Genomic DNA, 21,374 nt, shown 5'->3' with positions numbered 1-21,374 from the left:
AAAGGGACGTTGTGCCCGACGGAATCACCTGGCTCGCCGAGCCGCATCCCATCGACTGGTTCGGCTACAGCGTCACCATCGCCCAGGACATCGCCGGCCAGGAACTCGCCCGGCGTGTCGCCGGGACGAAGCACGGATCGGCACACGAGCCACGGACCATCGGGCAGCTCACGGGGCAGACGGCTCTCGACCTGATCCAGGGACTCTACGGGGACTCGTGGGACGGGATCATCTTGCGCCACGGAGAGATCGGCGAGTGGGCATTCGTCGTCAAGCACGGTGGCTGGTACGTCGAGTTCGACGAGGAACCCGCCGTGTCACACGGCGGTGCCCATGTCTTCCACCTGGAATACCAGGAGCAGAACGGAAAGCCGGTGCCTCCCCACTTCGCGTACTGGCACGACGGCCGGCGGATGTGCAGCTTCAACCTCCACCTCGACACCTCGTGGGGCGATGGTGAGATCACGGGCGAGGACGAGGACCTGGTCACGCACCTCAGGGCCGAGATCGAAGCCTCCGGCCTGCCCCTCGGCGACACGGGCGAGCCCCGGTTCGTGCACTGGTCGTGCCTCGACATCCTGGAACAGCGCTTCGGCCTCACCCTGCCCAGGGCGCAGATCACCGAGGGAATGCTGCCCGCCGTCCTGCTGAAGGGACCGTCCTTGGACCAACCGGTCTGAAGCACGATCCGCGACCCCGGTGCGGGCCGCGGATCGAGGAGTGACTAACCCCCCTGCTGCGACCGCGCCTTGAACGCCGCCTTCCGCGCTTCCTTCGCCACCTTCTTGTCCGGGTGCAGGCGCCCCATCGCCTCCAGGACGTCCGGTGTCGCCGGATGGTCCACCCGCCAGGCCGTGGCGAAGAAGCCGCTGTGCTGGGCCGCCAGTCCCTCCACCAGGCCCTGCAGCTCCTCCGAGTTGCCCTCGGCCGCCAGCTGCGCGGCCAGCGTGTCGATGGTCAGCCAGAACACCATGGACTCCGGCGGCGCCGGCACGTCGGCCGCCCCGCGCTCGGTGAGCCATACCCGCGCCAGACCGCCCAGTTCCGCGTCGTCCAGCACCTCACGCAGCGCGGGTTCGGCCTCCGGCCCGATGAGGGACAGCGCCTGCTGGCAGCGGAGCCTGCGCAGCGGCGCACCGGTGTCCGAGCCCCGCGCCGCGGCCAGCAGCTCCCGCGCCGCCGCCAGCGGTTCCCGGCGTGCCAGCCACTGCTCCGTCTCCGCCTGCGCGGCCGCCGGCGGAAACCCCGACGTGCCGTCGAGCAGGGCGTCCGCGCCCTTGTCCGCCAGCTCCCCCACCGCGGGCGCCGTCATCCCGGCCTCCTGCAGCCGGGTCCGCATCCCGTACAGGCCGAGCGGCGTCAGCCGTACCATCCCGTAGCGGCTGACGTCCGTCTCGTCGACGGCCGCCGTGGACTCGTCCTCGGCGTCGGTCATCAGCGCCTCGTCGACCGGCTGGAAGTCGACGAGCCCGATGGGTTCGAGGATCCGGAACTGGTCGTCCAGCCGCATCATGGCGTCCGAGACCTGTTCCAGGACGTCGTTGGTGGGTTCGCCCATGTCGTCGGGCACGATCATCGACGCGGCGAGCGCCGGCAGCGGCACCGCGCTGTCGCCGGGCCCGTCCTCACTGACCGTCAGCAGATAGAGGTTGCCCAGCACTCCGTCGAGGAACTCGGCCTCCGCCTCCGGGTCCCAGTCGAGCGAGGACAGGTCGATCCCGCCGTCCTCCTCCATGGCGTCGACGAGCCCGTCCAGCTCGGGCACGCTCGCGTCGGCGAGGACGGCCTCCAGCGCGCCGAGCCACACGCCGAGCACGTCGCCCGGGCTGCCGGAGGTGAGCAGCGCCAGATCCGCGCCGGTGGTGACCGTCCCCGCCTCCTGGTCGACGACCTGGACGAGGCCGGCGTCGACGGCGACCCGCCAGGCCTCGCTCGCGCAGGCGGCGGCGTCCTCACCGGTCAGCCCGAGGACCTCGGCCGCGGCGGGCAGCTGCTCTTCGACGAGTTCGCCCCCCGGGCCGACGCGCGTGTCCGGGCCGGCCCAGCGGGCGAGCCGGGCGGCACGGGAGAGCAGGGGTGTGGCGAGCGCGTCCCGTGCGAGCTCCGCCTCGGAACGCAGCCGGACCGGCGGCAGGAGGGAGCTGTGTGACATCGGCTGGGTCTCCTTGGGGACGTACGTGGTGGCCGAGGGGCGCCCCGAAACACTCTGCTCAGCCTAGACGGATTTCCACCCATGCCGCCTGGTTCATCTCCCCGCCGGCTGCCGTACATGGCCGAAACCTTGACAACTGGCCTGAGAGCACAGGAGATTGACGCGCGTAGAAGTCGGGGGGACAGCTGTTCACCGAGGTTCGGTGCCGTCCGTCGCCCGCTACGCGCGTCGCCACCGCCCCGCCGGTCGCGGCCACCGGTTACACGCTCCACTTCGTCCCGGCGCCCACGTATCTCCCCGGAGGGATTCCGTTGCCGAGCAAGTCTTCCGCGCGGCTGGCCGCGCTCACCGTCGCCGCCGTCTGCTCCGCCGTGTCCGGTGTGGTCCTCACCTCTCCCGCACACGCGGACACCGTGCGCATCCACGACATCCAGGGCACCACGCGGATATCACCGCTCGTGGGCCAGAACGTCACGGACGTGGCCGGAATCGTCACGGGTGTGCGGACCTACGGCTCGTCGAGAGGGTTCTGGATGCAGGACCCGACCCCGGACGACGACCCGGCCACCAGTGAGGGCGTCTTCGTCTTCACCAGCTCCACCCCGAAGGTCGCCGTCGGTGACGCGGTGACGGTGACGGGCACGGTCTCGGAGTACGTCCCGGGCGGCACCTCGTCCGGCAACCAGTCGGTCACGGAGATCACCAAGCCGACGGTGACGGTGCGTTCCAGCGGCAACGCAGTCCCCGCGCCGGTGGTGATCGACGAGGACTCGGTGCCGGACCGGTACACCCCGGCGGGCGACCCGGCCGCGAACGGCTCGATCAACGGCCTGACGCTCCAGCCGTCGGCGTACGCCCTGGACCACTACGAGTCCCTGGAGGGCATGAACGTCCAGGTCGCCGACGCCCGCGTGGTGACCGCGACCGACCCGTACAGCGAGCTGTGGGTCACGGTGAAGCCGCACGAGCACGCCACCCGCCGCGGCGGCACCGTCTACGGCTCCTACGAGTCCCAGGACACCGGCCGGCTGCAGATCCAGTCGCTGGGATCCACCGCCGACTTCCCCCGGGCGAACGTCGGCGACACGCTCGCCGGGACCACGACCGGCCCGCTGGACTACAACCAGTTCGGCGGTTACACCCTGGTCGCCGGTCAGCTGGGCACGCTGAGGAGCGGGGGGCTGCAACGGGAGACCACGCGCAAGCAGGAACGCGGCGAGCTGGCCGTGGCGACCTACAACGTCGAGAACCTGGACCCGTCGGACACCACGTTCGCGGCCCACGCCGCCGCGATCGTGGACAACCTGCAGTCGCCGGACATCGTCTCCCTGGAGGAGATCCAGGACGACAACGGCGCCAAGGACGACGGCACGGTCGGCGCGAGCCAGACGGTGAACAAACTGATCGACGCGATCGTCGCGGCGGGCGGCCCGAAGTACGACTGGCGCTCGATCGACCCGGTCAACGACCAGGACGGCGGCGAGCCCGGCGGCAACATCCGCCAGGTCTTCCTGTTCAACCCGGAGCGGATCTCCTTCACCGACCGCCCGGGCGGCGACTCCACGACCGCGGTCGGTGTGACGAAGGTGCACGGCAAGGCGCAGCTGACGATCTCCCCCGGTCGTATCGACCCGACCGACGACGCCTGGAAGTCCAGCCGCAAGCCGCTCGTCGGCGAGTTCGTCTTCCGCGGCAGGACCGTCTTCGTGATCGCCAACCACCTCACCTCCAAGGGCGGCGACCAGTCGCTGCACTCGCAGTACCAGCCGCCGACCCGCAGCTCGGAGGTCCAGCGCCACCTTCAGGCGACCGAGGTGAACACCTTCGTCAAGGACATCCTCGACACCCAGAAGAACGCCGATGTCATCGCGCTGGGCGACATGAACGACTTCGAGTTCTCCGACACCACGAAGATCCTCGAGGGTGACGGCGAGCTCTGGTCGGCGATCAAGTCGCTGCCGAGGAGCGAGCGGTACACGTACGACTACCAGGGCAACGCACAGGTCCTGGACCAGATCCTGGTCAGCCCGTCGATCCGCCGCGGCTGCGACCTCGACTACGACAGCGTGCACATCAACTCGGAGTTCCACGACCAGATCAGCGACCACGACCCGCAGGTGCTGCGGTTCCGCCCGTAGCACCCGCGGCCGGGCGACGGGGTCTTCGTCAGGCGAAGACCCCGTTCAGCCATTCCTGCCAGGCGGCCTCGTTCGCCTTGGCGTCGGCGCCGGGCGCGAAGTCGTGGACGCTGATGCCGACGGGGGCGCCCCAGTGGTTGCGGCCGAAGAAGCGGACCAGGGCGTCGTCGGTGCGCAGCCCGACGAAGTACGGGTTGCGGTAGTCGAGCACGGCCTCGAACGCGCCCGGCCCCCGGACGGCCACGCGTGCGCCCTCGGCCGTGTCGTCGCCGAGCCCGAGCGCACGCTGGACGAGGACGAAGGCGTCGGGCGCCGTGGAGGCCGCAGGCCCGTTCAGGGTCGCGAAGGCGACCGGGCGGGGCGCGAACCGGGTCAGGTACTCGCGCAGGGTGTGCAGGTAGAAGTCGGTGTGCTTGCTCGCGCCGTCGTACTGGTTGTCCCAGTCGTCGGTGAAGATCCCGCTGTGCACGTAGCGCACCCAGGCGCGCCGGCCGCCCTCGCGCGGCTCGATGGTGTGATCGAGCTGGTTGAGCGACTGGGTGGGGAAGCCGACGTCCTCGCTGCGGTTGGTATAGCGGTGCGGCGGGTCCCAGGCGGTGACCGTGGACCCGAAGGGCCCCTTGCCGCCCTCCTTGGGCTCGGGCGGCTCCATCGGCCACAGGTAACCGCCCGTGCCGGTGGTGATCGCCTCCCACACCTCCTCCGGCGTGGCGTCGACCTCGAACTCACGGACGATCTCGAATTCCTTGGACATGGCGGGGCTCCTGCTCACTGGGATTCTTGCGGAGAGTCGAGTTCCGGGGCGGTCCCGGTCCGGTCCTTGACCGTGGGGTGGAGGGCCACGACGATCCGGTGGTCGCGGCCCGCCTCGGCGTCCGGGGCGTCGTACTTGCGGATCAGGGCGCTGACGCCCGCCGTCAGCTCCTGCACGAACGCGGCGCGGTCGGCGGCCGAGGCGAAGCGGACCTCGCCGTCGAGCGCGTAGGTCGCGAGCCGTTTGCGGGCCTTGGCCGCGCCGGTGACGAGCGAGCCGACGTCGCGGACCAGCCGGGCGCCGAGGGCGAGCAGCCAGCGCGCCGAGAGCTGGTCGCGGAAGCGGTCCGGGTCGGGCTGCACGGAGGCGAGCGCGAGCGGACTGATCACGTACGACGCCGCGGTGGCCCGCATCAGCCGCTCGGTGACGTTGCCCTTGCGGCGCTCGCCGGCCAGCTCGACCAGGCCGTGCCGCTCCAGGGCCTTGAGGTGGTAGTTCACCTTCTGCCGGGGCAGTCCGACCTTTCCGGCCAGCATCGCCGCCGACGCCGGCCCCGCCGCCAGTTCGGCGAGCAGCCGGGCGCGGACGGGGTCCAGCGAGACGGCCGCGGCCTCCGGGTCCTCGATGACGGTGACGTCCAACATGGCTCCACCCTCTCACCGAAAACTTTTCTTGTCCAGACGGAGAAAGCTTTCGGCGAGAGGTCGGGAGAGGACGGGGCGTGCCGACCGCGTGCCGGCCCACCCCGGAGGTCAGTCCGGCAAAAGTCCGAGCGCGTAGTCGTAGCGGCTCACGGTGGTGCTCTTGAGGCCGGGCCACGTCTGCACGCGCTCCCACTGGGGCATGGCCGAGCCGATGCCGTCGCCTGGCGCGGCGAGCGCGTCCAGGTGGGCCTGGGCGCTCTCCCACTCGGCGTAGTTGAGGACCCGGTTGCCGTCGGTGCCGAGGTGGAAGTGGGCGGAGATGCCGCCGGGATGCGGGGTCGGCTCGCTCTCCAGCGCCTCGACGACGGCGTCGACCCAGGCGCGCTGCCGCTCGGGGTCGGGCCCGTCGAACTCGATGTCGACGATCACGATGCACCCGGGCACGCGCCCGGCCCGGTCGGCCGGAGCGTGGCTGCGGTAGTACCGGTACCGGCCGAGCCAGAGCCGTTCGATGCCCGGCACCGTGGTGTCGATCTCGTCGACGCGTTCCTGCCGCTGCGTCTTGACGTACGCCTCATAGGCCTGCTCGTCCGCCCAGCGCGAGTGGTGCAGCAGGGTGGAGGTGTCGTGTCCGGTGTAGACGTAGTAGCCGAGCAACCCGTCGGCGGGCCACGGCCTGCGCTCCCAGGTCTCGGCGATGGCCTCGACCGTCTGCCGCTGGCGCAAGGGCGTCCCCACGCGCCAGGTGCTGAAGAAGGGCGCCTTGGCCCTGGAGTCCGTGAGGTCCGGGTGGGCGGTGGTACGACGGGTCATCAAAGGCCTCCGTGGTCGGCGCTGTCGTATGCACCGACCACGTTGCGACCTCAACCAAACTTGAGGTCAAGTCCGGTCCCGTGGGCCCGTCTCACCGCGCGGGACCGCCGTTCTCCAGGCGCGCCAGCCGGCTCTGGAACCAGTCGAGCCGGGCCTGGAGCAGGGCCGCCTCGGCGACCAGCTCGGAGACGCCGAGATCCGCGGGCGGGCTCTCGACGCCTGATACGGCCCGTACCCGCAGCCCCTCCCCCGCGAGCCCGGCGAACGCCGTGAGCGACACGGACGTACGGCCGCGCACGCACCCGGCGCACGACGTCTGCAGGACGCGCCAGCCCGGCCGGCCCCAGCCCGCGTCGGCCAGCGCCGCGGCCGACGCTCCGCACGCGCAGGCACCGACCATCATGGTCCGCACCCGCTGGCGCGCGTACCGGAAGCCGCGTTCGAAGCGGATGTACGCGCCGAGGACCGACACCTCGAGCAGCACGGCCGCCCGGTGCTCCCCGGTGCACAGCAGCGCCTCCGCCTCCGCACGGTCGTGGACGCAGTGGAAGCCGCAGTCGCAGCGGCGGTGCGGCGCGCGGTGCCGCAGCCCGTAGACACACCGGGCCTCGTCGAGGACCCCGTAGGGCAGCGCGCCGCCCAGCGACACACCGGTGAACCCGGCCCGGGTGCCGTCCTGGGACAGCACCGGGTGGGCGATCTTGTATCCGGTCGGCGGCTCCGTCGGTCGTTCCTCGGGGAGCCGCAGTCTCATCGCGCGACCGGGACCTCTTCGGGGGCGGGCGCCTCCTCGACGGGCTCCGCGATGCCGGCGATGTCGGCGACCCGGAGGTCGGCCTGTTCCTCGTGCACCTGCGGGCGCTCCTCGGCGACCCCGGTGGCGAGTGCCTTGCCCAGCTTCATGACGCCTCCCGGCTGTTGGTTACCGTCCCGGCCATGGTGACCCACGCCGCCCGATTTGGCACCAGTGCCTGGTGGCCGACGGTCCCGCACCGCACACTCCGCGCGCCCCTGACCGCGCGCCGCGCACACTCCGCGCGCCCTCACCGCGCCCGCCGCGGACGGCCCACCGCACACGCCGCCAACGGCTCGCCGCGCCCCGAGCGCCTCCGCCACCGCATCCCTGACCTGCGGTTCCGAGGGCGCCAGGCGTCCCTGGGCGGCCGCCATCCTCGCGAGCGAGGTCATCGGGACGCGCTCCACATCACCCATAGCGATCACCCATAACGATCACCCGTAGCGATCACCATAGCGCAAGCAGACCTAATCAATACCCTGTAGAAGAATTAAGTGGAGCTTCACTGTCGCGCTGCCGAGACTACTCCCATGACGACCACACCCCGCTCCACCCGCCCCTTCGGCCGCGCGCTGTGCGCCATGATCACACCCTTCACCGAGGAGGGCGCGCTCGACCTCGACGGCGCGCAGCAACTCGCCGACCTGCTCGTGACCGAGGGCTGCGACGGCCTGGTGCTGTCGGGCACCACGGGCGAGTCACCGACCACCACCGACGCCGAGAAGGCGGCACTGGTGCGGGCGGTGCGGGAGGCGGTCGGCGGGCGCGCGTCCATCGTGGCGGGCGTGGGCACCTCGGACACCCGGCACACCGTGGAGCTGGCCTTGGCGGCCGAAAAGGCGGGCGCGGACGGGCTGTTGGTGGTCACTCCGTACTACAGCCGGCCCCCGCAGGACGCGGTCGAGGCCCACTTCCGTGAGATCGCCGATGTCTCGGGGCTGCCGCTCATGCTCTACGACATCCCGGGCCGCACCGGCACCCGCATCGAACCGGAGACCATGATCCGCCTCGCGGACCATCCGCGGATCGTCGCCGTCAAGGACTGCGCGTACGACTTCCTCGGCACCCAGAAGGTCCTGGCGCGGACCGGGTTGGCGTACTACGCGGGCTGCGACGAGCACAACCTCGCCCTGTACGCGGTCGGCGGCGCCGGATACGTCAGCACGGTCGCGAACGCCGTCCCGCGCCGACTCCGTTCGGTTCTGGACGCCTTCGACGCCGGGGACACGGCTGGTGCGGCCCGGCTGCAGCACCAGGCCACCCCGCTCATCGACTTGATGATGTCCGCCGGCCTGCCCGGCACGGTCACCGCCAAGGGCCTGCTCGGGGCGCTCGGTCTGCCCGCGGGCCCGGTCCGCGCGCCGCTGCGGCCCGCCGGCCGGGAGACGGTCGACGGGCTGCTGAGGGCGTACGAGCGGTTCGGGGCCGCCTGAACTCAGCTGGGCAGTCCGGCAGCGGGGCAGGACGGTGATCGAGGAGGCGGCCGCAGGTCACGGCCGCCGTTGATCAGTTGTGGCTGTGCAGGATCTCGTTCAGGCCACCCCAGACCGCGTTGTTCGGGCGGGCCTCGACCTTGCCGGTGACGGAGTTGCGGCGGAAGAGGATGTTGGAGGCGCCGTTGAGCTCGCGGGCCTTGACGATCTGGCCGTCGGGCAGCGTGACCCGGGTGCCGGCGGTGACGTACAGGCCGGCCTCGACGACGCACTCGTCGCCGAGGGCGATGCCCACGCCCGCCTCCGCGCCGATCAGGCAGCGCTCGCCGATGGAGATGATCACGTTGCCGCCGCCGGAGAGGGTGCCCATGGTGGAGGCGCCACCGCCGATGTCCGAGCCGTCGCCGACCACGACGCCCGCGGAGATACGGCCCTCGACCATGGAGGTGCCGAGCGTGCCGGCGTTGAAGTTCACGAAGCCCTCGTGCATGACCGTGGTGCCCTCGGCGAGGTGCGCGCCGAGGCGGACCCGGTCGGCGTCGGCGATGCGGACACCCTTGGGGGCCACGTAGTCCGTCATGCGCGGGAACTTGTCGATGGAGGTCACCTGGAGGTGCAGGCCCTCGGCGCGGGCGTTCAGGCGGACCCTCTCGACGTCGTCGACGGCGACCGGACCGAGCGAGGTCCAGGCCACGTTGGCGAGCAGGCCGAAGATGCCCTCCAGGTTCTGGCCGTGCGGCTTCACCAGCCGGTGGGAGAGCAGGTGGAGGCGCAGATAGACGTCGTGCGTGTCGATCGGCTTCTCGTCGAGCGAGGCGATGACCGTGCGCACCGCGACCACCTCGACGCCCCGGCGGGCGTCCGGGCCGATCGCCTTGGCGGCGCCTTCGCCGAGCAGCTCCACGGCCTTCTCGGCGGACAGCCGCTCGGTGCCGGACGGGCCGGGCTCGGCGGCCAGCTCCGGCGCGGGGAACCAGGTGTCGAGAACGGTGCCGTCGGCGGCGACGGTGGCCAGGCCTGCGGCCACGGCACCGGTGGTACGGGGAGCAGTCGTGTCGGTCATAGGGGAAACCTAACGTGGCCGGGCGCGCGCGGGCGAACCGGTGCGGGGGCGTCTCACCTGCCGGTCGGCCCCGGCGCGGCGCCCGGCCGGGATCAGGGGATCACCCGTGCCAGGACCTCCCGCGCGTACTCCTCGTCGTACGGCGCCCCCGTGAGCAGTACCTGCAGACAGATCCCGTCCAGCAACGCCAGCAGTGCCCGCGCGGTGGCCGGATCCGTACGCCGCGCCAGCGACTCGGCGGTCTGTTCCGTCCACTCGGCCGCGACGGGCCGCAGTGCGGGGCGGCGCAGGGCCGCGAGATAGAGCTCGTACTCCAGCTCCACGCTCGTGCGGTCGCCGTTCAGCCACTCCCCGAGGGCCCGGGCGAGGTCCGCGGCGAGGTCCCGTTCCCTGCCGTCCTCCAGCAGGCCGCTCTCGGCGAGCGCCTTGGCGAAGCCCTCGTTGGCCTGCCGCAGCGCGGCGACCATCAGTTCGTCGAGGGTCTTGAAGTGGTACGTGGTGGAGCCGAGCGGCACGTCGGCCTCGGCGGCGACCGAGCGGTGGCTCAGCCCCGCGATGCCCTTCTCCCCCACGACCCGGATCGCCGCGTCGATGATCCGGCGGCGCCGCTCGGGGTCGTAGCGGCGGGGCATCAGTGCGCACCTCCCAGGTTCAGGACCACCACCCCGCCGACGATCAGCGCGATCCCGGCGATCTTCGCGGCGCCCAGGCCCTCGCCGAACAGCACCAACCCGATCATGGCGACGGTCGCGGTGCCGGCGCCCGACCAGATCGCGTAGGCGGTGCCGATCGACACGGACTTCAGGGTCTGCGCCAGCAGCAGGAAGGAGACGACATAGCCGAGGAGGGTGACCAGCGAGGGCCCGAGCCTGCTGAACCCGTCGCTGTACTTCATGGCGGTCGTGGCGGCGACTTCCGCGGCGATCGCCCCGGCGAGGAACGTGTATCCCATGTGGACAAGTGTACGCATCGATGTGTACGTCCGTACACATCCCGGACGCACCCGGAGCAGGACACCCGAGGACACCCCTGCGAGAAACCGCTCTCGAATGGGTGCTGAAAACCCGTCATGTCCACTACTGTTTCACCGGTCGATCACCCGGTATCCACGGCTCCCCGCCGTTCCGCGTGCCCGTCGCCCGGGTCGGCCCCCGCCTTCCCCGCTTGCTCCCGCTCCGCCACCACCCGCTCTTTTGACGATTCCGCGTCCGCCGTGGCGCGACGCCGAGGAAACCGCGCATGCCAGACAACAACCCCCCACCCGCTCCGGACCAGCCCGCCCCATCCCCGGTGTGGGAGACCGGCAACGTCCCCGGCGAAGCCCGGACGTCCGGATCCCGCAGGCTCTGGGCGGCAGGACTGCTCGCCGTGGCCGTCTTCTCCACCAGCGCGATAGCGATCTCCGTGCTGGGCAAGCCAGGTGACGCCACGTCACCGAAGCGCGCGCAGGACGCCGCCATCGCGCTGGGCGACCCGGATGTGCCCGACCTCTCGCTGCCCCCGTCCCCCGTGGCGGCGCCCAGCGGGAAGAGCGGCATGACCTCCGGCGAGGCGTCCTGGGCGACCAGGGCCAACTCGTCCTCCCCGGAGGCCGGGAAACACACCGCCCCCGCCGAGCCGACGGCTTCCGCCACCGAGGCCTCCTCGGCCAAACCGCCGAAGCCCACGCCCTTCACCGCCTGGAGGTCGGTGCAGTCGGTCAACTATCCCGACCGCTACTGGCACGTCAGCGGCAGCTATGTGAAGTTGGACCCGGTCCGCGGCTCGGAGAGCCGTGCGGACTCCACCATCAGACTGGTCAACGGCCTGGCGGACGCCTCCTGTTACTCCTTCGCCACGGCCGACGGCAGGTACCTGCGCCACCGGAACTTCCTGTTGCGCGCCGAGCCCGACGACGGCTCCTCCCTGTTCCGGCAGGACGCCACCTTCTGCCCCCGCCCCTCGTCGTACTCGGGAGCGGTCATGCTGGAGTCGGTCAACTACCCCGGCCGCTTCCTGCGCCACCAGAACTTCCAGCTCAAGCTGGACCCGTACCAGTCCGGCGATCTGTACCGGGCGGACTCGGCGTTCCGGCTGGTCGACGGCCTGGCCTGAACCGGTCCGGGCATGCGAAACGGCGAGGCCCGTAGGACCTCGCCGTTTCTCCGGCTCGTGGCTCGTGGCTCGATCTCAGACGTTGAACCCGAGCGCCCGCAGCTGCTCGCGGCCATCGTCCGTGATCTTGTCGGGGCCCCACGGCGGCATCCAGACCCAGTTGATGCGCAACTCGTTGACGAGGCCGTCCGTGGCGGACTTGGCCTGGTCCTCGATGACGTCCGTCAGCGGGCAGGCCGCCGAGGTCAGGGTCATGTCGACGGTGGCGATGTTCGCCGCCTCGTCGATGTGGATGCCGTAGATCAGACCCAGGTTGACGACGTCGATGCCCAGCTCGGGGTCGACCACGTCCATCAGGGCCTCGCGGAGCTCCTCCTCCGAGACCGGCTTCATCTCCACGGTGTCGCTCATGCCGTCTTCCTTTCGGCGTCGGCTCCGCCCAGCGCCTGGGCCGTCGCGTCCTTCCACGCCATCCAGCTCAGGAGGGCGCACTTCACCCGCGCCGGGTACTTGGACACCCCGGCGAACGCCACCGCGTCCTCCAGGACGTCCTCCATCGCGTCGTCGGGCTCGATCCTGCCCTTGGACTGCATCAGCTCCAGGAAGGTCTCCTGGATCTTCTGCGCCTCGGACAGCTCCTTGCCGACGAGGAGTTCGTTCAGCACGGAGGCCGAGGCCTGGCTGATGGAGCAGCCCTGGCCCTCGTACGAGACGTCCTTGATCGTCGTGCCGTCGTACTTCACGCGAAGGGTGATCTCGTCGCCGCACGTCGGGTTCACATGGTGCACCTCGGCGTCGCCATCCCTCAGACCACGCCCGTGGGGGTTCTTGTAGTGGTCCAGGATGACTTCCTGGTACATGGAGTCCAGCTTCACCGTCTCAGCTCACGTCCCTCAGCCGAAGAAGTTCCGTACGTGCTCCAGGCCCTCGACCAGAGCGTCGATCTCGGCCGGCGTGGAGTACAGATAGAACGACGCTCGCGTGGTCGCAGGAATTCCGTACCGGAGGCACACAGGGCGGGCGCAGTGGTGCCCGACCCGGACCGCGATGCCCTGCTCGTCGAGGACCTGGCCCACGTCGTGCGGGTGGATGTCGCCGAGCGTGAAGGAGATCGCCGCGCCCCGGTCCTCGGCCGTGGTCGGGCCGATGATCTTCAGGTCGGGGACCTCGCCCAGCCGCTTCACCGCGTACTCGGTGAGCGCGTGCTCATGGGCGAGGATCTTGTCCATGCCGATCGAGTTGAGGTAGTCGATCGCCGCGCCCAGACCGACCGCCTGCGCGATCGGCGGGGTGCCCGCCTCGAACTTGTGCGGTGCGGGGGCGTACGTCGACGAGTGCATCGACACCGTCTCGATCATCTCGCCGCCGCCGAGGAAGGGGGGAAGGTCCTCCAGCAGCTCCTGGCGGCCCCAGAGGACGCCGATACCGGTCGGCCCGCACATCTTGTGGCCGGTGAAGGCCACGAAGTCGGCCTGGAGCGCCTGGACGTCCAGCGGCATGTGCGGCGCGGCCTGGGAGGCGTCGACGCAGACCAGGGCACCGACCTCCTGCGCACGGCGCACGATCGCCTCGACCGGGTTGACCGTGCCCAGGATGTTGGACACCAGCACGAAGGAGACGATCTTCGTCTTCTCCGTGATGATCTCGTCGATGTTGGACAGGTCGAGCCGGCCGTCGTCGGTGAGGCCGAACCACTTCAGCTTCGCGCCCGTGCGCTGCGCCAGCAGCTGCCACGGCACGATGTTGGAGTGGTGCTCCATCTCCGTGATGACGATCTCGGTCTCGGAGTCCACCCGGTAGGGCTCGTCGGCCCAGCCCAGCATGTTCGCCACGAGGTTCAGCGACTCGGAGGCGTTCTTGGTGAAGATCACCTCGTCGCGGCTCGGCGCGTTGATGAACTCCGCGACCTTGTCACGCGCGCCCTCGTACAGCGCCGTGGCCTCCTCGGCGAGCACATGCACACCGCGGTGGACGTTGGCGTTGTAGCGCTCGTAGTACTCGCTCAGGACGTCCAGCACCTGGCGCGGCTTCTGCGACGTCGCCGCGTTGTCCAGGTACACGAGCTTCTTGCCGTCGTGGACCAGCCGGTCCAGGACGGGGAAGTCCTTGCGGATCGCCTCGGTGTCGAGGAGGCCCGGCAGCTGTGTCACGCGGATACGCCACCCTTCGTGTACGCCTCGTAGCCCTCGTCCTCCAGCTTGTCGGCGAGTTCGGCGCCGCCGGACTCGACGATCCGGCCGCCGGAGAAGACGTGGACGAAGTCGGGCTTGATGTAGCGCAGGATGCGCGTGTAGTGCGTGATCAGCAGGGTGCCGACCTCGCCGGTCTCGCGGACGCGGTTGACGCCCTCCGACACGATCCGAAGCGCGTCGACGTCCAGGCCGGAGTCGGTCTCGTCGAGGATCGCGATCTTCGGCCTGAGCAGCTCCAGCTGGAGGATCTCGTGGCGCTTCTTCTCACCGCCGGAGAAGCCCTCGTTCACGTTGCGCTCGGCGAAGGAGGGGTCGATGTTGAGGCGCTCCATGGCCTCCTTGACCTCCTTCACCCAGGTGCGCAGCTTCGGGGCCTCGCCGCGGACCGCGGTGGCGGAGGTGCGCAGGAAGTTGGAGACGGAGACGCCGGGGACCTCGACCGGGTACTGCATCGCCAGGAACACACCGGCGCGGGCCCGCTCGTCGACGGACATCGCAAGGACGTCCTCGCCGTCGAGCAGCACGGTGCCTCCGGTGACCGTGTACTTCGGGTGACCCGCGAGCGAGTAGGCGAGGGTCGACTTGCCCGAGCCGTTGGGGCCCATGATGGCGTGCGTCTCGCCCTGCTTCACGGTGAGGTCGACGCCCTTGAGGATCTCCTTCGTGGCGTTGTCGGCCTCGACGGTGACGTGCAGGTCTCGGATTTCAAGCGTTGCCATGGGTGCCTCAGGACTCCTGGGTGAGGGAGACGAGCACGTCGTCCCCTTCGATCTTTACGGGGTATACGGGGACGGGGCGCGTCGCGGGAAGGGCGTCCGGCTTGCCGGAGCGGAGGTCGAAGCGCGAGCCGTGCAGCCAGCACTCGATGTGGCAGTCGTCGACCTCGCCCTCGGAGAGGGAGACGTTCGCGTGCGAGCAGATGTCGTTGATCGCGAACACCTCGCCCTCGGTCCTGACGACCGAGATGGGCGTGCCGTCGAGCTCCACCCGCTTCGGGGTGTCCTCCTCCAGCTCGCTCAGACCGCAGACACGTACGAAGGCACTGCTCATGCGACCGACGCCTCCAGCTCCTCCTCGATCTTGGCGATCAGCCGCTCCTCGATGTCCGCGACACCGATCTGCTGGACCAGCTCGGCGAAGAAGCCACGGACCACCAGGCGGCGCGCCTCGTGCTCCGGGATGCCGCGGGCCATCAGGTAGAAGAGCTGCTCGTCGTCGAAGCGGCCGGTGGCGCTGGCGTGGCCGGCGCCGACGATCTCGCCGGTCTCGATCTCCAGGTTGGGGACCGAGTCGACGCGGGCGCCGTCCGTCAGGACGAGGTTGCGGTTCATCTCGTACGTGTCCGTGCCCTCGGCCTTGGCCTCGATGAGCACGTCACCGATCCACACGGCGTGCGCGTCGTCGCCCTGGAGCGCGCCCTTGTAGACGACGTTCGACTTGCAGTGCGGGGTGTTGTGGTCGACGAAGAGCCGGTGCTCCTGGTGCTGGCCCCGGTCGGTGAAGTACAGGCCGAACAGCTCGGCCTCACCACCGGTGCCGGCGTAGGTCACGCGCGGGTGCAGACGGACCACGTCGCCGCCGAAGGTGACGACCACGGACTTGAAGCTCGCGTCCCGGCCGACCAGCGCGTTGTGCTGGGCCACGTGCACGGCCTTGTCGTCCCAGTCCTGGACGGAGACGACGGTCAGCTTGGCGCCGTCACCCAGGATGTAGTCGACGTTGGCGGCGAGCACCGCGTCACCGGTGTGGTCGATGACGACGACCGCCTCGGCGAAGGCGCCCAGCTCGATCACCTGGTGGCCGAAGGCGGTCCCGCCCTCGCCGTGCACCGCGATGCGGATCGGCTCGGTGAGGACGGTGTCCTTGGCGACGGTGACGACCGAGGCCTTCTCGAAGGCGGAGTACGCCTGGGCGGCGACACGGTCCACGGGAGTGCCCGCCCTGCGGAGCCGCGCGTCGTCGCGGCCGACGGTCTCGACGGTGACGCCCTCAGGGGCCTCGACGGCCACCTTCACGCCGTCGCCGTTCGCGACGGCGGTGCCGTCGTGCAGCCCGCGCAGCCGCTCCAGCGGCGTGAACCGCCACTCCTCCTCGCGGCCGTGCGGCACCGGGAAGTCCGCCACGTCGAAGGAGGGCGGCGCGCTCATGCGCGTGGCGACGGTCGACTCGGCGGCGACCGCGATCGAGCCCGCGGTGGTGGACCCCACGGGGATGTTCTGGGCCTCAGCCATGGCTGTCGTTGTGCTCGCTTTCTTACGTATCTGGCGTGACGGGGGCTTTGCGGTGGGCGGTCAGCCGACCGCGCCCTCCATCTGCAGCTCGATCAGCCGGTTGAGCTCCAGCGCGTACTCCATGGGCAGCTCCTTGGCGATCGGCTCGACGAAGCCGCGCACGATCATCGCCATGGCCTCGTCCTCGGAGAGGCCGCGGCTCATCAGGTAGAAGAGCTGGTCCTCGGAGACCTTGGAGACGGTCGCCTCGTGGCCCATGGACACGTCGTCCTCGCGGACGTCCACGTACGGGTACGTGTCGGACCGGGAGATGGTGTCGACGAGCAGCGCGTCGCACAGCACGTTCGACTTCGACCCGGCGGCGCCCTCGCCGATCTCGATCAGACCACGGTAGGAGGTCCGGCCGCCACCGCGCGCCACGGACTTCGACACGATGTTCGACGACGTGTTCGGCGCCATGTGGACCATCTTGGCGCCCGCGTCCTGGTGCTGGCCCTCGCCCGCGAAGGCGATGGAGAGGGTCTCGCCCTTGGCGTGCTCGCCCATCAGGTAGACGGCCGGGTACTTCATCGTCACCTTGGAGCCGATGTTGCCGTCGATCCACTCCATGGTCGCGCCCTCGTAGGCCACGGCGCGCTTGGTGACCAGGTTGTAGACGTTGTTCGACCAGTTCTGGATGGTCGTGTAGCGGCAGCGGGCGTTCTTCTTGACGATGATCTCGACGACCGCGCTGTGCAGGGAGTCGCTCTTGTAGATCGGGGCCGTACAACCCTCGACGTAGTGCACGTAGGCGCCCTCGTCGACGATGATCAGGGTCCGCTCGAACTGGCCCATGTTCTCCGTGTTGATGCGGAAGTAGGCCTGGAGCGGGATCTCCACGTGCACGCCCTTCGGCACGTAGATGAAGGAGCCGCCGGACCACACGGCGGTGTTCAGCGCGGCGAACTTGTTGTCACCGGCCGGGATGACCGTGCCGAAGTACTCCTTGAAGAGCTCCGGGTGCTCCTTCAGCGCGGTGTCGGTGTCGAGGAAGATGACGCCCTGCTCCTCCAGGTCCTCGCGGATCTGGTGGTAGACGACCTCCGACTCGTACTGGGCGGCGACACCGGCGACCAGGCGCTGCTTCTCGGCCTCCGGGATGCCCAGCTTGTCGTAGGTGTTCTTGATGTCCTCGGGCAGGTCCTCCCAGGACTCCGCCTGCTTCTCCGTGGAGCGCACGAAGTACTTGATGTTGTCGAAGTCGATGCCCGACAGGTCCGACCCCCAGTTCGGCATCGGCTTCTTCTCGAAGAGCTTCAGGCCCTTCAGGCGCAGCTTGGTCATCCACTCCGGCTCGGACTTCTTGCCGGAGATGTCGCGGACGACTTCCTCGTTGAGGCCGCGCCTGGCGGAGGCACCGGCCACGTCGGAGTCGGCCCAGCCGTATTCGTACTTGCCCAGGCCCTCGAGCTCAGGGTGGGCAGTCTCCGTGGGGAGAGTCATGCGGGGTTCCTCCCGGCCGTGCTGGCAGATGCGTTGTGAGTGGTCTCGGAAATCTTGGAAGCTTTGCGGGGCGCCCGGTGCGCCGCCTTGGGGATGAACGTCGTGCAGACGCCGTCGCCGTGCGCGATCGTGGCCAGTCGCTGGACGTGCGTGCCGAGCAGTTGGGAGAAGACTTCCGTCTCGGCCTCGCACAGCTGCGGGAACTGCTCCGCGACATGGGCGACCGGGCAGTGGTGCTGGCAGAGCTGCTCGCCGACCGGTGCACTGCGTGCCGTAGCAGCGTACCCGTCCGCACTCAAGGCCTTGGCCAGCGCTTCGGTGCGCTGCTCCGGAGCGGCCGCCTCGATCGCCTCGCGGTAGGCGCCTGCCTGGGCGGCGATCCGGGCGCGGGCGAACGCGGCGACGGCCGCCTCACCGCCCTCGTGCTCGGCGATCCAGCGCAGGGCGTCCACGGCCAGCTTGTCGTACGACTGGTCGAAGGCGTCGCGGCCGCAGTCGGTGAGGGCGAAGACCTTGGCGGGTCGCCCGCGCGTGCGCGTGCCGTACACGCGCTGCTCGCGCGCCTCCACGACGTCGTCGGCGACGAGCGCGTCCAGGTGACGACGTACGGCCGCCTGGGTGAGTCCCAGTCGTCCGGCCAGCTCGGCGACGGTCGACGGGCCGTGGTCCAGGATGGACCGCGCGACCCGGTTGCGCGTCGAGCGCTCCCCGGTCGTGAACTCCTCCTGAGGGGCCCCCACCGGGGTCTCCCGAGCCTCGCCGACGTTTTTCACAACGCCATTGTTGCGTAATTCCGCAGAAGCTGACAAGCGTCGTCCGGACGGGCGGCCGGTGCGGTACGTCACTTAGGCATACCTAAGCCGACCTGCGGAAACGCTCGGCGGCCAACCTGCGGCCGATCAAACCGGTGGCGGTCACCGGCCATCCGGACAAGATTCCCAGGCCATGCCCACACCCCTTCCGACCGGCTCTCTTGTCACCAGGGACACTCTGGCGGCACAGCTGCGCGCGCTCGGTGTGACGCCCGGCGAGATCCTCCTCGTGCACTCCTCGCTCAGCTCGCTCGGCTGGGTCGACGGAGGTGCCGTCGCGGTCGTCCAGGGACTTCTCGACGCCCTCGGCCCGGACGGCACGCTGGCGGTGCCGACGCAGTCCGGCGATCTGTCCGACCCTGCGCTGTGGGGAAATCCGCCGGTGCCCGAGGAATGGTGGGAGACCATCCGGGCCACCATGCCCGCCCACGGCCCCCGGACCACGCCCACGCGCGGGGTCGGCGTGATCCCGGAGACCGTACGCACGCGGCCGGGCGCCCTGCGCAGCGCCCACCCCCGGACGTCCTTCGCCGCGGTCGGCCCGCGCGCCGCGGAGATCGTCGAGGCCACTCGCCCGACTGCCGCCTGGGCTGGGGGCACCGCCCACGCCCTCAAGGCAGTGGGGGAGCAGCCCGCTGGCCCGGCTGGAGGCCCTGGGCGCCCGTGTGCTGCTGCCGGGGGCCGGATACGACTCCTGCACCTGCTTCCACCTGGCCGAGTACCGCATACCCTCGCCGCTCGTTCAGGTGGGTCGGCCGGGACCGAAGGGATGGGAAGTGGTGACCGAGGTGTCGATCACTTCCGAGCGCTTCGACGAACTGGGGCACGACTTCGAGCGGGACAGGCCCGTCGTGCGGGGAAGGGTGGGCGCGGCCCAGGTGCGGCTGTTCCCGGTCGCGGACGCGGTGGCTTACGCGGAGCGGTGGCTGACACTGCACAGGCCGCGCGAAGAGTGGTTTCCGGACGCTGTCGTCCTCGGTGCAATCGGTTTCCGGCCCCCCTCGTCCGCTGCCCGGGACGCCTACCTAGACTCTGGACCCATGGGAAGTGAGCCGGTCGTCCAGGTACAGGCCCTGGTGAAGCGGTATGGCACGAAGACCGCGGTGGACGGGCTCGACCTGGTGGCCCGGGCGGGTATCACCGCTGTTCTCGGCCCCAACGGGGCGGGGAAGACGACCACGGTCGAGACCTGCGAGGGGTACCGGAAGCCGGACTCCGGCACGGTGCGCGTCCTGGGCCTCGACCCGGTCGGAGAGGCCGCCGCGCTGCGTCCCCGGATCGGCGTGATGCTCCAGTCCGGCGGCGTGTACTCGGGCGCCCGCGCGGAGGAGATGCTCCGCCACGTGGCCAAGCTGCACGCGCACCCCCTCGACGTGGACGCGCTCATCGAGCGGCTGGGGCTGGGCAGCTGCGGCAGGACGCCGTACCGGCGCCTGTCGGGCGGGCAGCAGCAGCGGCTCGCGCTCGCCATGGCCGTCGTCGGCCGCCCCGAGCTGGTGTTCCTGGACGAGCCGACCGCCGGCCTCGACCCGCAGGCCCGCCGGGCCACCTGGGACCTCGTCCGCGATCTGCGCGCCGACGGCGTCTCCGTGATCCTGACCACCCACCACATGGACGAGGCCGAGCAGCTCGCGGACGACGTGGCGATCATCGACGCGGGCCGCGTGATCGCGCAGGGCGCCCCGGAGGAGCTGTGCCGCGGCGGCGCCGAGAACACGCTCCGCTTCACCGGCCGGCCCGGCCTCGACGTGGGCTCCCTGCTGAAGGCGCTCCCGGCGGACTGTTCGGCGGCGGAGCTGACGCCGGGCGCCTACCGCGTCGTCGGCAAGGTCGATCCGCAGCTGCTGGCGACCGTCACCTCGTGGTGCGCGCAGCACGGGGTGATGCCGGACAGGATCTCGGTCGAACGGCACACCCTGGAGGACGTTTTCCTGGAGCTCACCGGCAAGGAGCTGCGCTCGTGACCACCATCGGCACCTACACGCCCAAGCCCGGCGCCGCCCCCCTGCCCCGCATGATCGCCGCGCAGGCCGCGCTGGAGACGCGGATGCTGCTGCGCAACGGCGAGCAACTGCTCCTGACGGTCGTCATCCCCACGCTGCTGCTGGTCCTCTTCAGCTCGGTCGACATCGTCGACACCGGCGCGGGCAAGGCCGTCGACTTCCTCGCGCCCGGCATCCTGGCACTCGCCGTGATGTCGACCGCGTTCACCGGACAGGCCATCGCGACCGGCTTCGAGCGCCGTTACGGCGTGCTGAAGCGGCTCGCCTCCTCGCCGCTCCCCCGCTGGGGGCTGATGACCGCCAAGACGGCCTCCGTCCTGGTCACCGAGGTCCTCCAGGTGGTGCTGCTGACGGTGATCGCGTTCGCGCTGGGCTGGTCGCCACACGGCAACCCCCTCGCCGTGCTGCTCCTGCTGGTCCTCGGCACGGCCGCCTTCTCCGGGCTCGGCCTGCTGATGGCGGGCACGCTGAAGGCGGAGGCCACCCTGGCCGCCGCCAACCTGGTGTTCCTGCTGCTGCTCGTGGGCGGCGGCGTGATCGTGCCGCTGGACAAGTTCCCCGCGGGCGCCCAGGACGTCCTCGGGCTGCTTCCGATCTCCGCCCTCTCCGACGGTCTGCGGTCCGTGCTGCAGCACGGGGCCGGAACCCCCTGGGGTGACCTGGGCATCCTGGCGGTGTGGGCCGTGGTGGGCCTGGCCGCCGCCGCGAGGTTCTTCCGCTGGGAGTGAGCAGAGCGGGACCCTCGTGAAAGCGTGCACAAGCGGCGG

The 21,374-nt window shown here is 70.4% G+C and carries 23 protein-coding genes and 1 pseudogene; 7 read left to right on the top strand and 17 right to left on the bottom strand.

Translation table 11 applies throughout. The features are described from left to right. Positions 1-11 precede the first annotated feature (11 nt). Positions 12-680: a DUF6461 domain-containing protein gene (locus ACFYZJ_RS05625; RefSeq protein ID WP_388563155.1), complete on the top strand. Its 669-nt coding sequence runs from the start codon at positions 12-14 to the stop codon at positions 678-680. Between the two features lie 44 nt (positions 681-724). On the opposite strand, the gene ACFYZJ_RS05620 is transcribed toward ACFYZJ_RS05625, so the two are convergent. Further along, a complete protein-coding gene (locus tag ACFYZJ_RS05620) occupies positions 725-2,152 on the bottom strand; it encodes a hypothetical protein (protein WP_388563153.1) in 1,428 nt (475 codons plus the stop codon). Between the two features lie 311 nt (positions 2,153-2,463). Between ACFYZJ_RS05620 and ACFYZJ_RS05615 the strand changes: the two genes are divergently transcribed. Then, a complete protein-coding gene (locus tag ACFYZJ_RS05615) occupies positions 2,464-4,290 on the top strand; it encodes an endonuclease/exonuclease/phosphatase family protein (RefSeq protein ID WP_388563151.1) in 1,827 nt (608 codons plus the stop codon). 28 nt (positions 4,291-4,318) lie between these two features. On the opposite strand, the gene ACFYZJ_RS05610 is transcribed toward ACFYZJ_RS05615, so the two are convergent. From ACFYZJ_RS05610 to ACFYZJ_RS05590, 5 genes are all read right to left on the bottom strand, one after another. Continuing rightward, positions 4,319-5,044, bottom strand: a complete 726-nt coding sequence (locus tag ACFYZJ_RS05610; RefSeq protein WP_388563149.1) for an SRPBCC domain-containing protein — start codon at positions 5,042-5,044, stop codon at positions 4,319-4,321. Between the two features lie 14 nt (positions 5,045-5,058). Continuing rightward, entirely contained in the window at positions 5,059-5,688 is a 630-nt protein-coding gene (locus ACFYZJ_RS05605) for an ArsR/SmtB family transcription factor (protein WP_388563147.1), read from the bottom strand. 108 nt (positions 5,689-5,796) lie between these two features. Next, the gene (locus ACFYZJ_RS05600; protein WP_388563145.1) at positions 5,797-6,501 is read right to left on the bottom strand and encodes an antibiotic biosynthesis monooxygenase; all 705 of its coding nucleotides are present in this window, start codon (positions 6,499-6,501) and stop codon (positions 5,797-5,799) included. Positions 6,502-6,592: 91 nt separating this feature from the next. Next, entirely contained in the window at positions 6,593-7,255 is a 663-nt protein-coding gene (locus ACFYZJ_RS05595) for a hypothetical protein (protein ID WP_388563143.1), read from the bottom strand. After that, positions 7,252-7,404, bottom strand: coding sequence for a hypothetical protein (locus ACFYZJ_RS05590; protein WP_388563141.1), 153 nt, complete (start codon positions 7,402-7,404; stop codon positions 7,252-7,254). The genes ACFYZJ_RS05595 and ACFYZJ_RS05590 overlap by 4 nt, the downstream gene beginning before the upstream one ends. Positions 7,405-7,827: 423 nt before the next feature. On the opposite strand from ACFYZJ_RS05590, the gene dapA reads away from it, so the two are divergent. Then, positions 7,828-8,730 (top strand): 4-hydroxy-tetrahydrodipicolinate synthase, encoded by a 903-nt coding sequence (dapA, locus tag ACFYZJ_RS05585; RefSeq protein WP_388563139.1) that lies wholly within the window; start codon positions 7,828-7,830, stop codon positions 8,728-8,730. 73 nt (positions 8,731-8,803) lie between these two features. On the opposite strand, the gene dapD is transcribed toward dapA, so the two are convergent. From dapD to ACFYZJ_RS05570, 3 genes are all read right to left on the bottom strand, one after another. Continuing rightward, complete coding sequence (dapD, locus tag ACFYZJ_RS05580) at positions 8,804-9,793, bottom strand: 2,3,4,5-tetrahydropyridine-2,6-dicarboxylate N-succinyltransferase (protein ID WP_388563137.1); 990 nt, start codon at positions 9,791-9,793, stop codon at positions 8,804-8,806. 92 nt (positions 9,794-9,885) lie between these two features. Next, positions 9,886-10,425 (bottom strand): TetR/AcrR family transcriptional regulator, encoded by a 540-nt coding sequence (locus ACFYZJ_RS05575; protein ID WP_388563135.1) that lies wholly within the window; start codon positions 10,423-10,425, stop codon positions 9,886-9,888. Continuing rightward, the gene (locus ACFYZJ_RS05570) at positions 10,425-10,745 is read right to left on the bottom strand and encodes a DMT family transporter (RefSeq protein ID WP_388563133.1); all 321 of its coding nucleotides are present in this window, start codon (positions 10,743-10,745) and stop codon (positions 10,425-10,427) included. Before ACFYZJ_RS05570 ends, ACFYZJ_RS05575 begins: the two co-directional genes overlap by 1 nt. A gap of 287 nt (positions 10,746-11,032) precedes the next feature. Between ACFYZJ_RS05570 and ACFYZJ_RS05565 the strand changes: the two genes are divergently transcribed. Next, positions 11,033-11,887 carry an AbfB domain-containing protein gene (locus ACFYZJ_RS05565; protein ID WP_388563131.1) on the top strand — a complete coding sequence of 285 codons (855 nt, stop codon included), beginning with the start codon at positions 11,033-11,035 and terminating at the stop codon, positions 11,885-11,887. A 75-nt stretch (positions 11,888-11,962) separates the two neighbouring features. Here ACFYZJ_RS05565 and ACFYZJ_RS05560 read toward each other — a convergent pair whose 3' ends face one another. Genes ACFYZJ_RS05560 through ACFYZJ_RS05525 form a run of 8 tightly spaced genes read right to left on the bottom strand, consistent with a single transcriptional unit; the run spans position 11,963 to position 18,565 of the window. Further along, a complete protein-coding gene (locus ACFYZJ_RS05560; protein WP_103844434.1) occupies positions 11,963-12,298 on the bottom strand; it encodes a metal-sulfur cluster assembly factor in 336 nt (111 codons plus the stop codon). Further along, positions 12,295-12,762: a Fe-S cluster assembly sulfur transfer protein SufU gene (gene sufU, locus ACFYZJ_RS05555; RefSeq protein WP_388563129.1), complete on the bottom strand. Its 468-nt coding sequence runs from the start codon at positions 12,760-12,762 to the stop codon at positions 12,295-12,297. The genes ACFYZJ_RS05560 and sufU overlap by 4 nt, the downstream gene beginning before the upstream one ends. 18 nt (positions 12,763-12,780) lie before the next feature. Beyond that, positions 12,781-14,037, bottom strand: coding sequence for a cysteine desulfurase (locus tag ACFYZJ_RS05550; RefSeq protein ID WP_388563127.1), 1,257 nt, complete (start codon positions 14,035-14,037; stop codon positions 12,781-12,783). Beyond that, complete coding sequence (gene sufC / locus ACFYZJ_RS05545; RefSeq protein ID WP_388563125.1) at positions 14,034-14,798, bottom strand: Fe-S cluster assembly ATPase SufC; 765 nt, start codon at positions 14,796-14,798, stop codon at positions 14,034-14,036. Before sufC ends, ACFYZJ_RS05550 begins: the two co-directional genes overlap by 4 nt. A 7-nt stretch (positions 14,799-14,805) precedes the next feature. Beyond that, complete coding sequence (locus ACFYZJ_RS05540) at positions 14,806-15,129, bottom strand: non-heme iron oxygenase ferredoxin subunit (RefSeq protein ID WP_388563123.1); 324 nt, start codon at positions 15,127-15,129, stop codon at positions 14,806-14,808. Continuing rightward, on the bottom strand, positions 15,126-16,310 hold the full coding sequence (gene sufD, locus ACFYZJ_RS05535) for a Fe-S cluster assembly protein SufD (RefSeq protein WP_388563121.1): 1,185 nt from the start codon (positions 16,308-16,310) through the stop codon (positions 15,126-15,128). Before sufD ends, ACFYZJ_RS05540 begins: the two co-directional genes overlap by 4 nt. Before the next feature lie 60 nt (positions 16,311-16,370). After that, on the bottom strand, positions 16,371-17,792 hold the full coding sequence (sufB, locus tag ACFYZJ_RS05530; protein ID WP_388563119.1) for a Fe-S cluster assembly protein SufB: 1,422 nt from the start codon (positions 17,790-17,792) through the stop codon (positions 16,371-16,373). Next, positions 17,789-18,565, bottom strand: a complete 777-nt coding sequence (locus ACFYZJ_RS05525) for a helix-turn-helix transcriptional regulator (RefSeq protein WP_388563117.1) — start codon at positions 18,563-18,565, stop codon at positions 17,789-17,791. Before ACFYZJ_RS05525 ends, sufB begins: the two co-directional genes overlap by 4 nt. A gap of 172 nt (positions 18,566-18,737) precedes the next feature. On the opposite strand from ACFYZJ_RS05525, the pseudogene ACFYZJ_RS05520 reads away from it, so the two are divergent. The 3 genes and pseudogenes from ACFYZJ_RS05520 to ACFYZJ_RS05510 all read left to right on the top strand — a co-directional run. Beyond that, a pseudogene (locus tag ACFYZJ_RS05520) lies at positions 18,738-19,557 on the top strand (aminoglycoside N(3)-acetyltransferase); the annotation flags it as partial. Between the two features lie 87 nt (positions 19,558-19,644). Further along, positions 19,645-20,568, top strand: coding sequence for an ABC transporter ATP-binding protein (locus tag ACFYZJ_RS05515; protein ID WP_388563394.1), 924 nt, complete (start codon positions 19,645-19,647; stop codon positions 20,566-20,568). Positions 20,569-20,618: 50 nt separating this feature from the next. Beyond that, complete coding sequence (locus ACFYZJ_RS05510; protein WP_388563392.1) at positions 20,619-21,335, top strand: ABC transporter permease; 717 nt, start codon at positions 20,619-20,621, stop codon at positions 21,333-21,335. Positions 21,336-21,374: the final 39 nt, after the last annotated feature.

Source organism: Streptomyces sp. NPDC001848, from assembly GCF_042891915.1.
In the GTDB taxonomy this organism is placed as follows: Bacteria; Actinomycetota; Actinomycetes; order Streptomycetales; family Streptomycetaceae; genus Streptomyces.
Note: the sequence above shows the minus strand (reverse complement) of the source record. Positions and strands in the feature narration are given on the sequence as shown.

What these genes read in the sequence shown, in the direction of transcription:
- sufC (WP_388563125.1), bottom strand. Translation starts at nt 14,798, where the DNA reads ATGGCAACGCTTGAAATCCGAGACCTGCACGTCACCGTCGAGGCCGAC.
- ACFYZJ_RS05620 (WP_388563153.1), bottom strand. Translation starts at nt 2,152, where the DNA reads ATGTCACACAGCTCCCTCCTGCCGCCGGTCCGGCTGCGTTCCGAGGCG.
- sufD (WP_388563121.1), bottom strand. Translation starts at nt 16,310, where the DNA reads ATGGCTGAGGCCCAGAACATCCCCGTGGGGTCCACCACCGCGGGCTCG.
- dapD (WP_388563137.1), bottom strand. Translation starts at nt 9,793, where the DNA reads ATGACCGACACGACTGCTCCCCGTACCACCGGTGCCGTGGCCGCAGGC.
- ACFYZJ_RS05610 (WP_388563149.1), bottom strand. Translation starts at nt 5,044, where the DNA reads ATGTCCAAGGAATTCGAGATCGTCCGTGAGTTCGAGGTCGACGCCACG.
- ACFYZJ_RS05575 (WP_388563135.1), bottom strand. Translation starts at nt 10,425, where the DNA reads ATGCCCCGCCGCTACGACCCCGAGCGGCGCCGCCGGATCATCGACGCG.
- ACFYZJ_RS05560 (WP_103844434.1), bottom strand. Translation starts at nt 12,298, where the DNA reads ATGAGCGACACCGTGGAGATGAAGCCGGTCTCGGAGGAGGAGCTCCGC.
- ACFYZJ_RS05540 (WP_388563123.1), bottom strand. Translation starts at nt 15,129, where the DNA reads ATGAGCAGTGCCTTCGTACGTGTCTGCGGTCTGAGCGAGCTGGAGGAG.
- ACFYZJ_RS05605 (WP_388563147.1), bottom strand. Translation starts at nt 5,688, where the DNA reads ATGTTGGACGTCACCGTCATCGAGGACCCGGAGGCCGCGGCCGTCTCG.
- sufB (WP_388563119.1), bottom strand. Translation starts at nt 17,792, where the DNA reads ATGACTCTCCCCACGGAGACTGCCCACCCTGAGCTCGAGGGCCTGGGC.
- dapA (WP_388563139.1), top strand. Translation starts at nt 7,828, where the DNA reads ATGACGACCACACCCCGCTCCACCCGCCCCTTCGGCCGCGCGCTGTGC.
- ACFYZJ_RS05565 (WP_388563131.1), top strand. Translation starts at nt 11,033, where the DNA reads ATGCCAGACAACAACCCCCCACCCGCTCCGGACCAGCCCGCCCCATCC.
- ACFYZJ_RS05600 (WP_388563145.1), bottom strand. Translation starts at nt 6,501, where the DNA reads ATGACCCGTCGTACCACCGCCCACCCGGACCTCACGGACTCCAGGGCC.
- ACFYZJ_RS05595 (WP_388563143.1), bottom strand. Translation starts at nt 7,255, where the DNA reads ATGAGACTGCGGCTCCCCGAGGAACGACCGACGGAGCCGCCGACCGGA.
- ACFYZJ_RS05590 (WP_388563141.1), bottom strand. Translation starts at nt 7,404, where the DNA reads ATGAAGCTGGGCAAGGCACTCGCCACCGGGGTCGCCGAGGAGCGCCCG.
- ACFYZJ_RS05515 (WP_388563394.1), top strand. Translation starts at nt 19,645, where the DNA reads ATGGGAAGTGAGCCGGTCGTCCAGGTACAGGCCCTGGTGAAGCGGTAT.
- ACFYZJ_RS05570 (WP_388563133.1), bottom strand. Translation starts at nt 10,745, where the DNA reads ATGGGATACACGTTCCTCGCCGGGGCGATCGCCGCGGAAGTCGCCGCC.
- ACFYZJ_RS05510 (WP_388563392.1), top strand. Translation starts at nt 20,619, where the DNA reads ATGATCGCCGCGCAGGCCGCGCTGGAGACGCGGATGCTGCTGCGCAAC.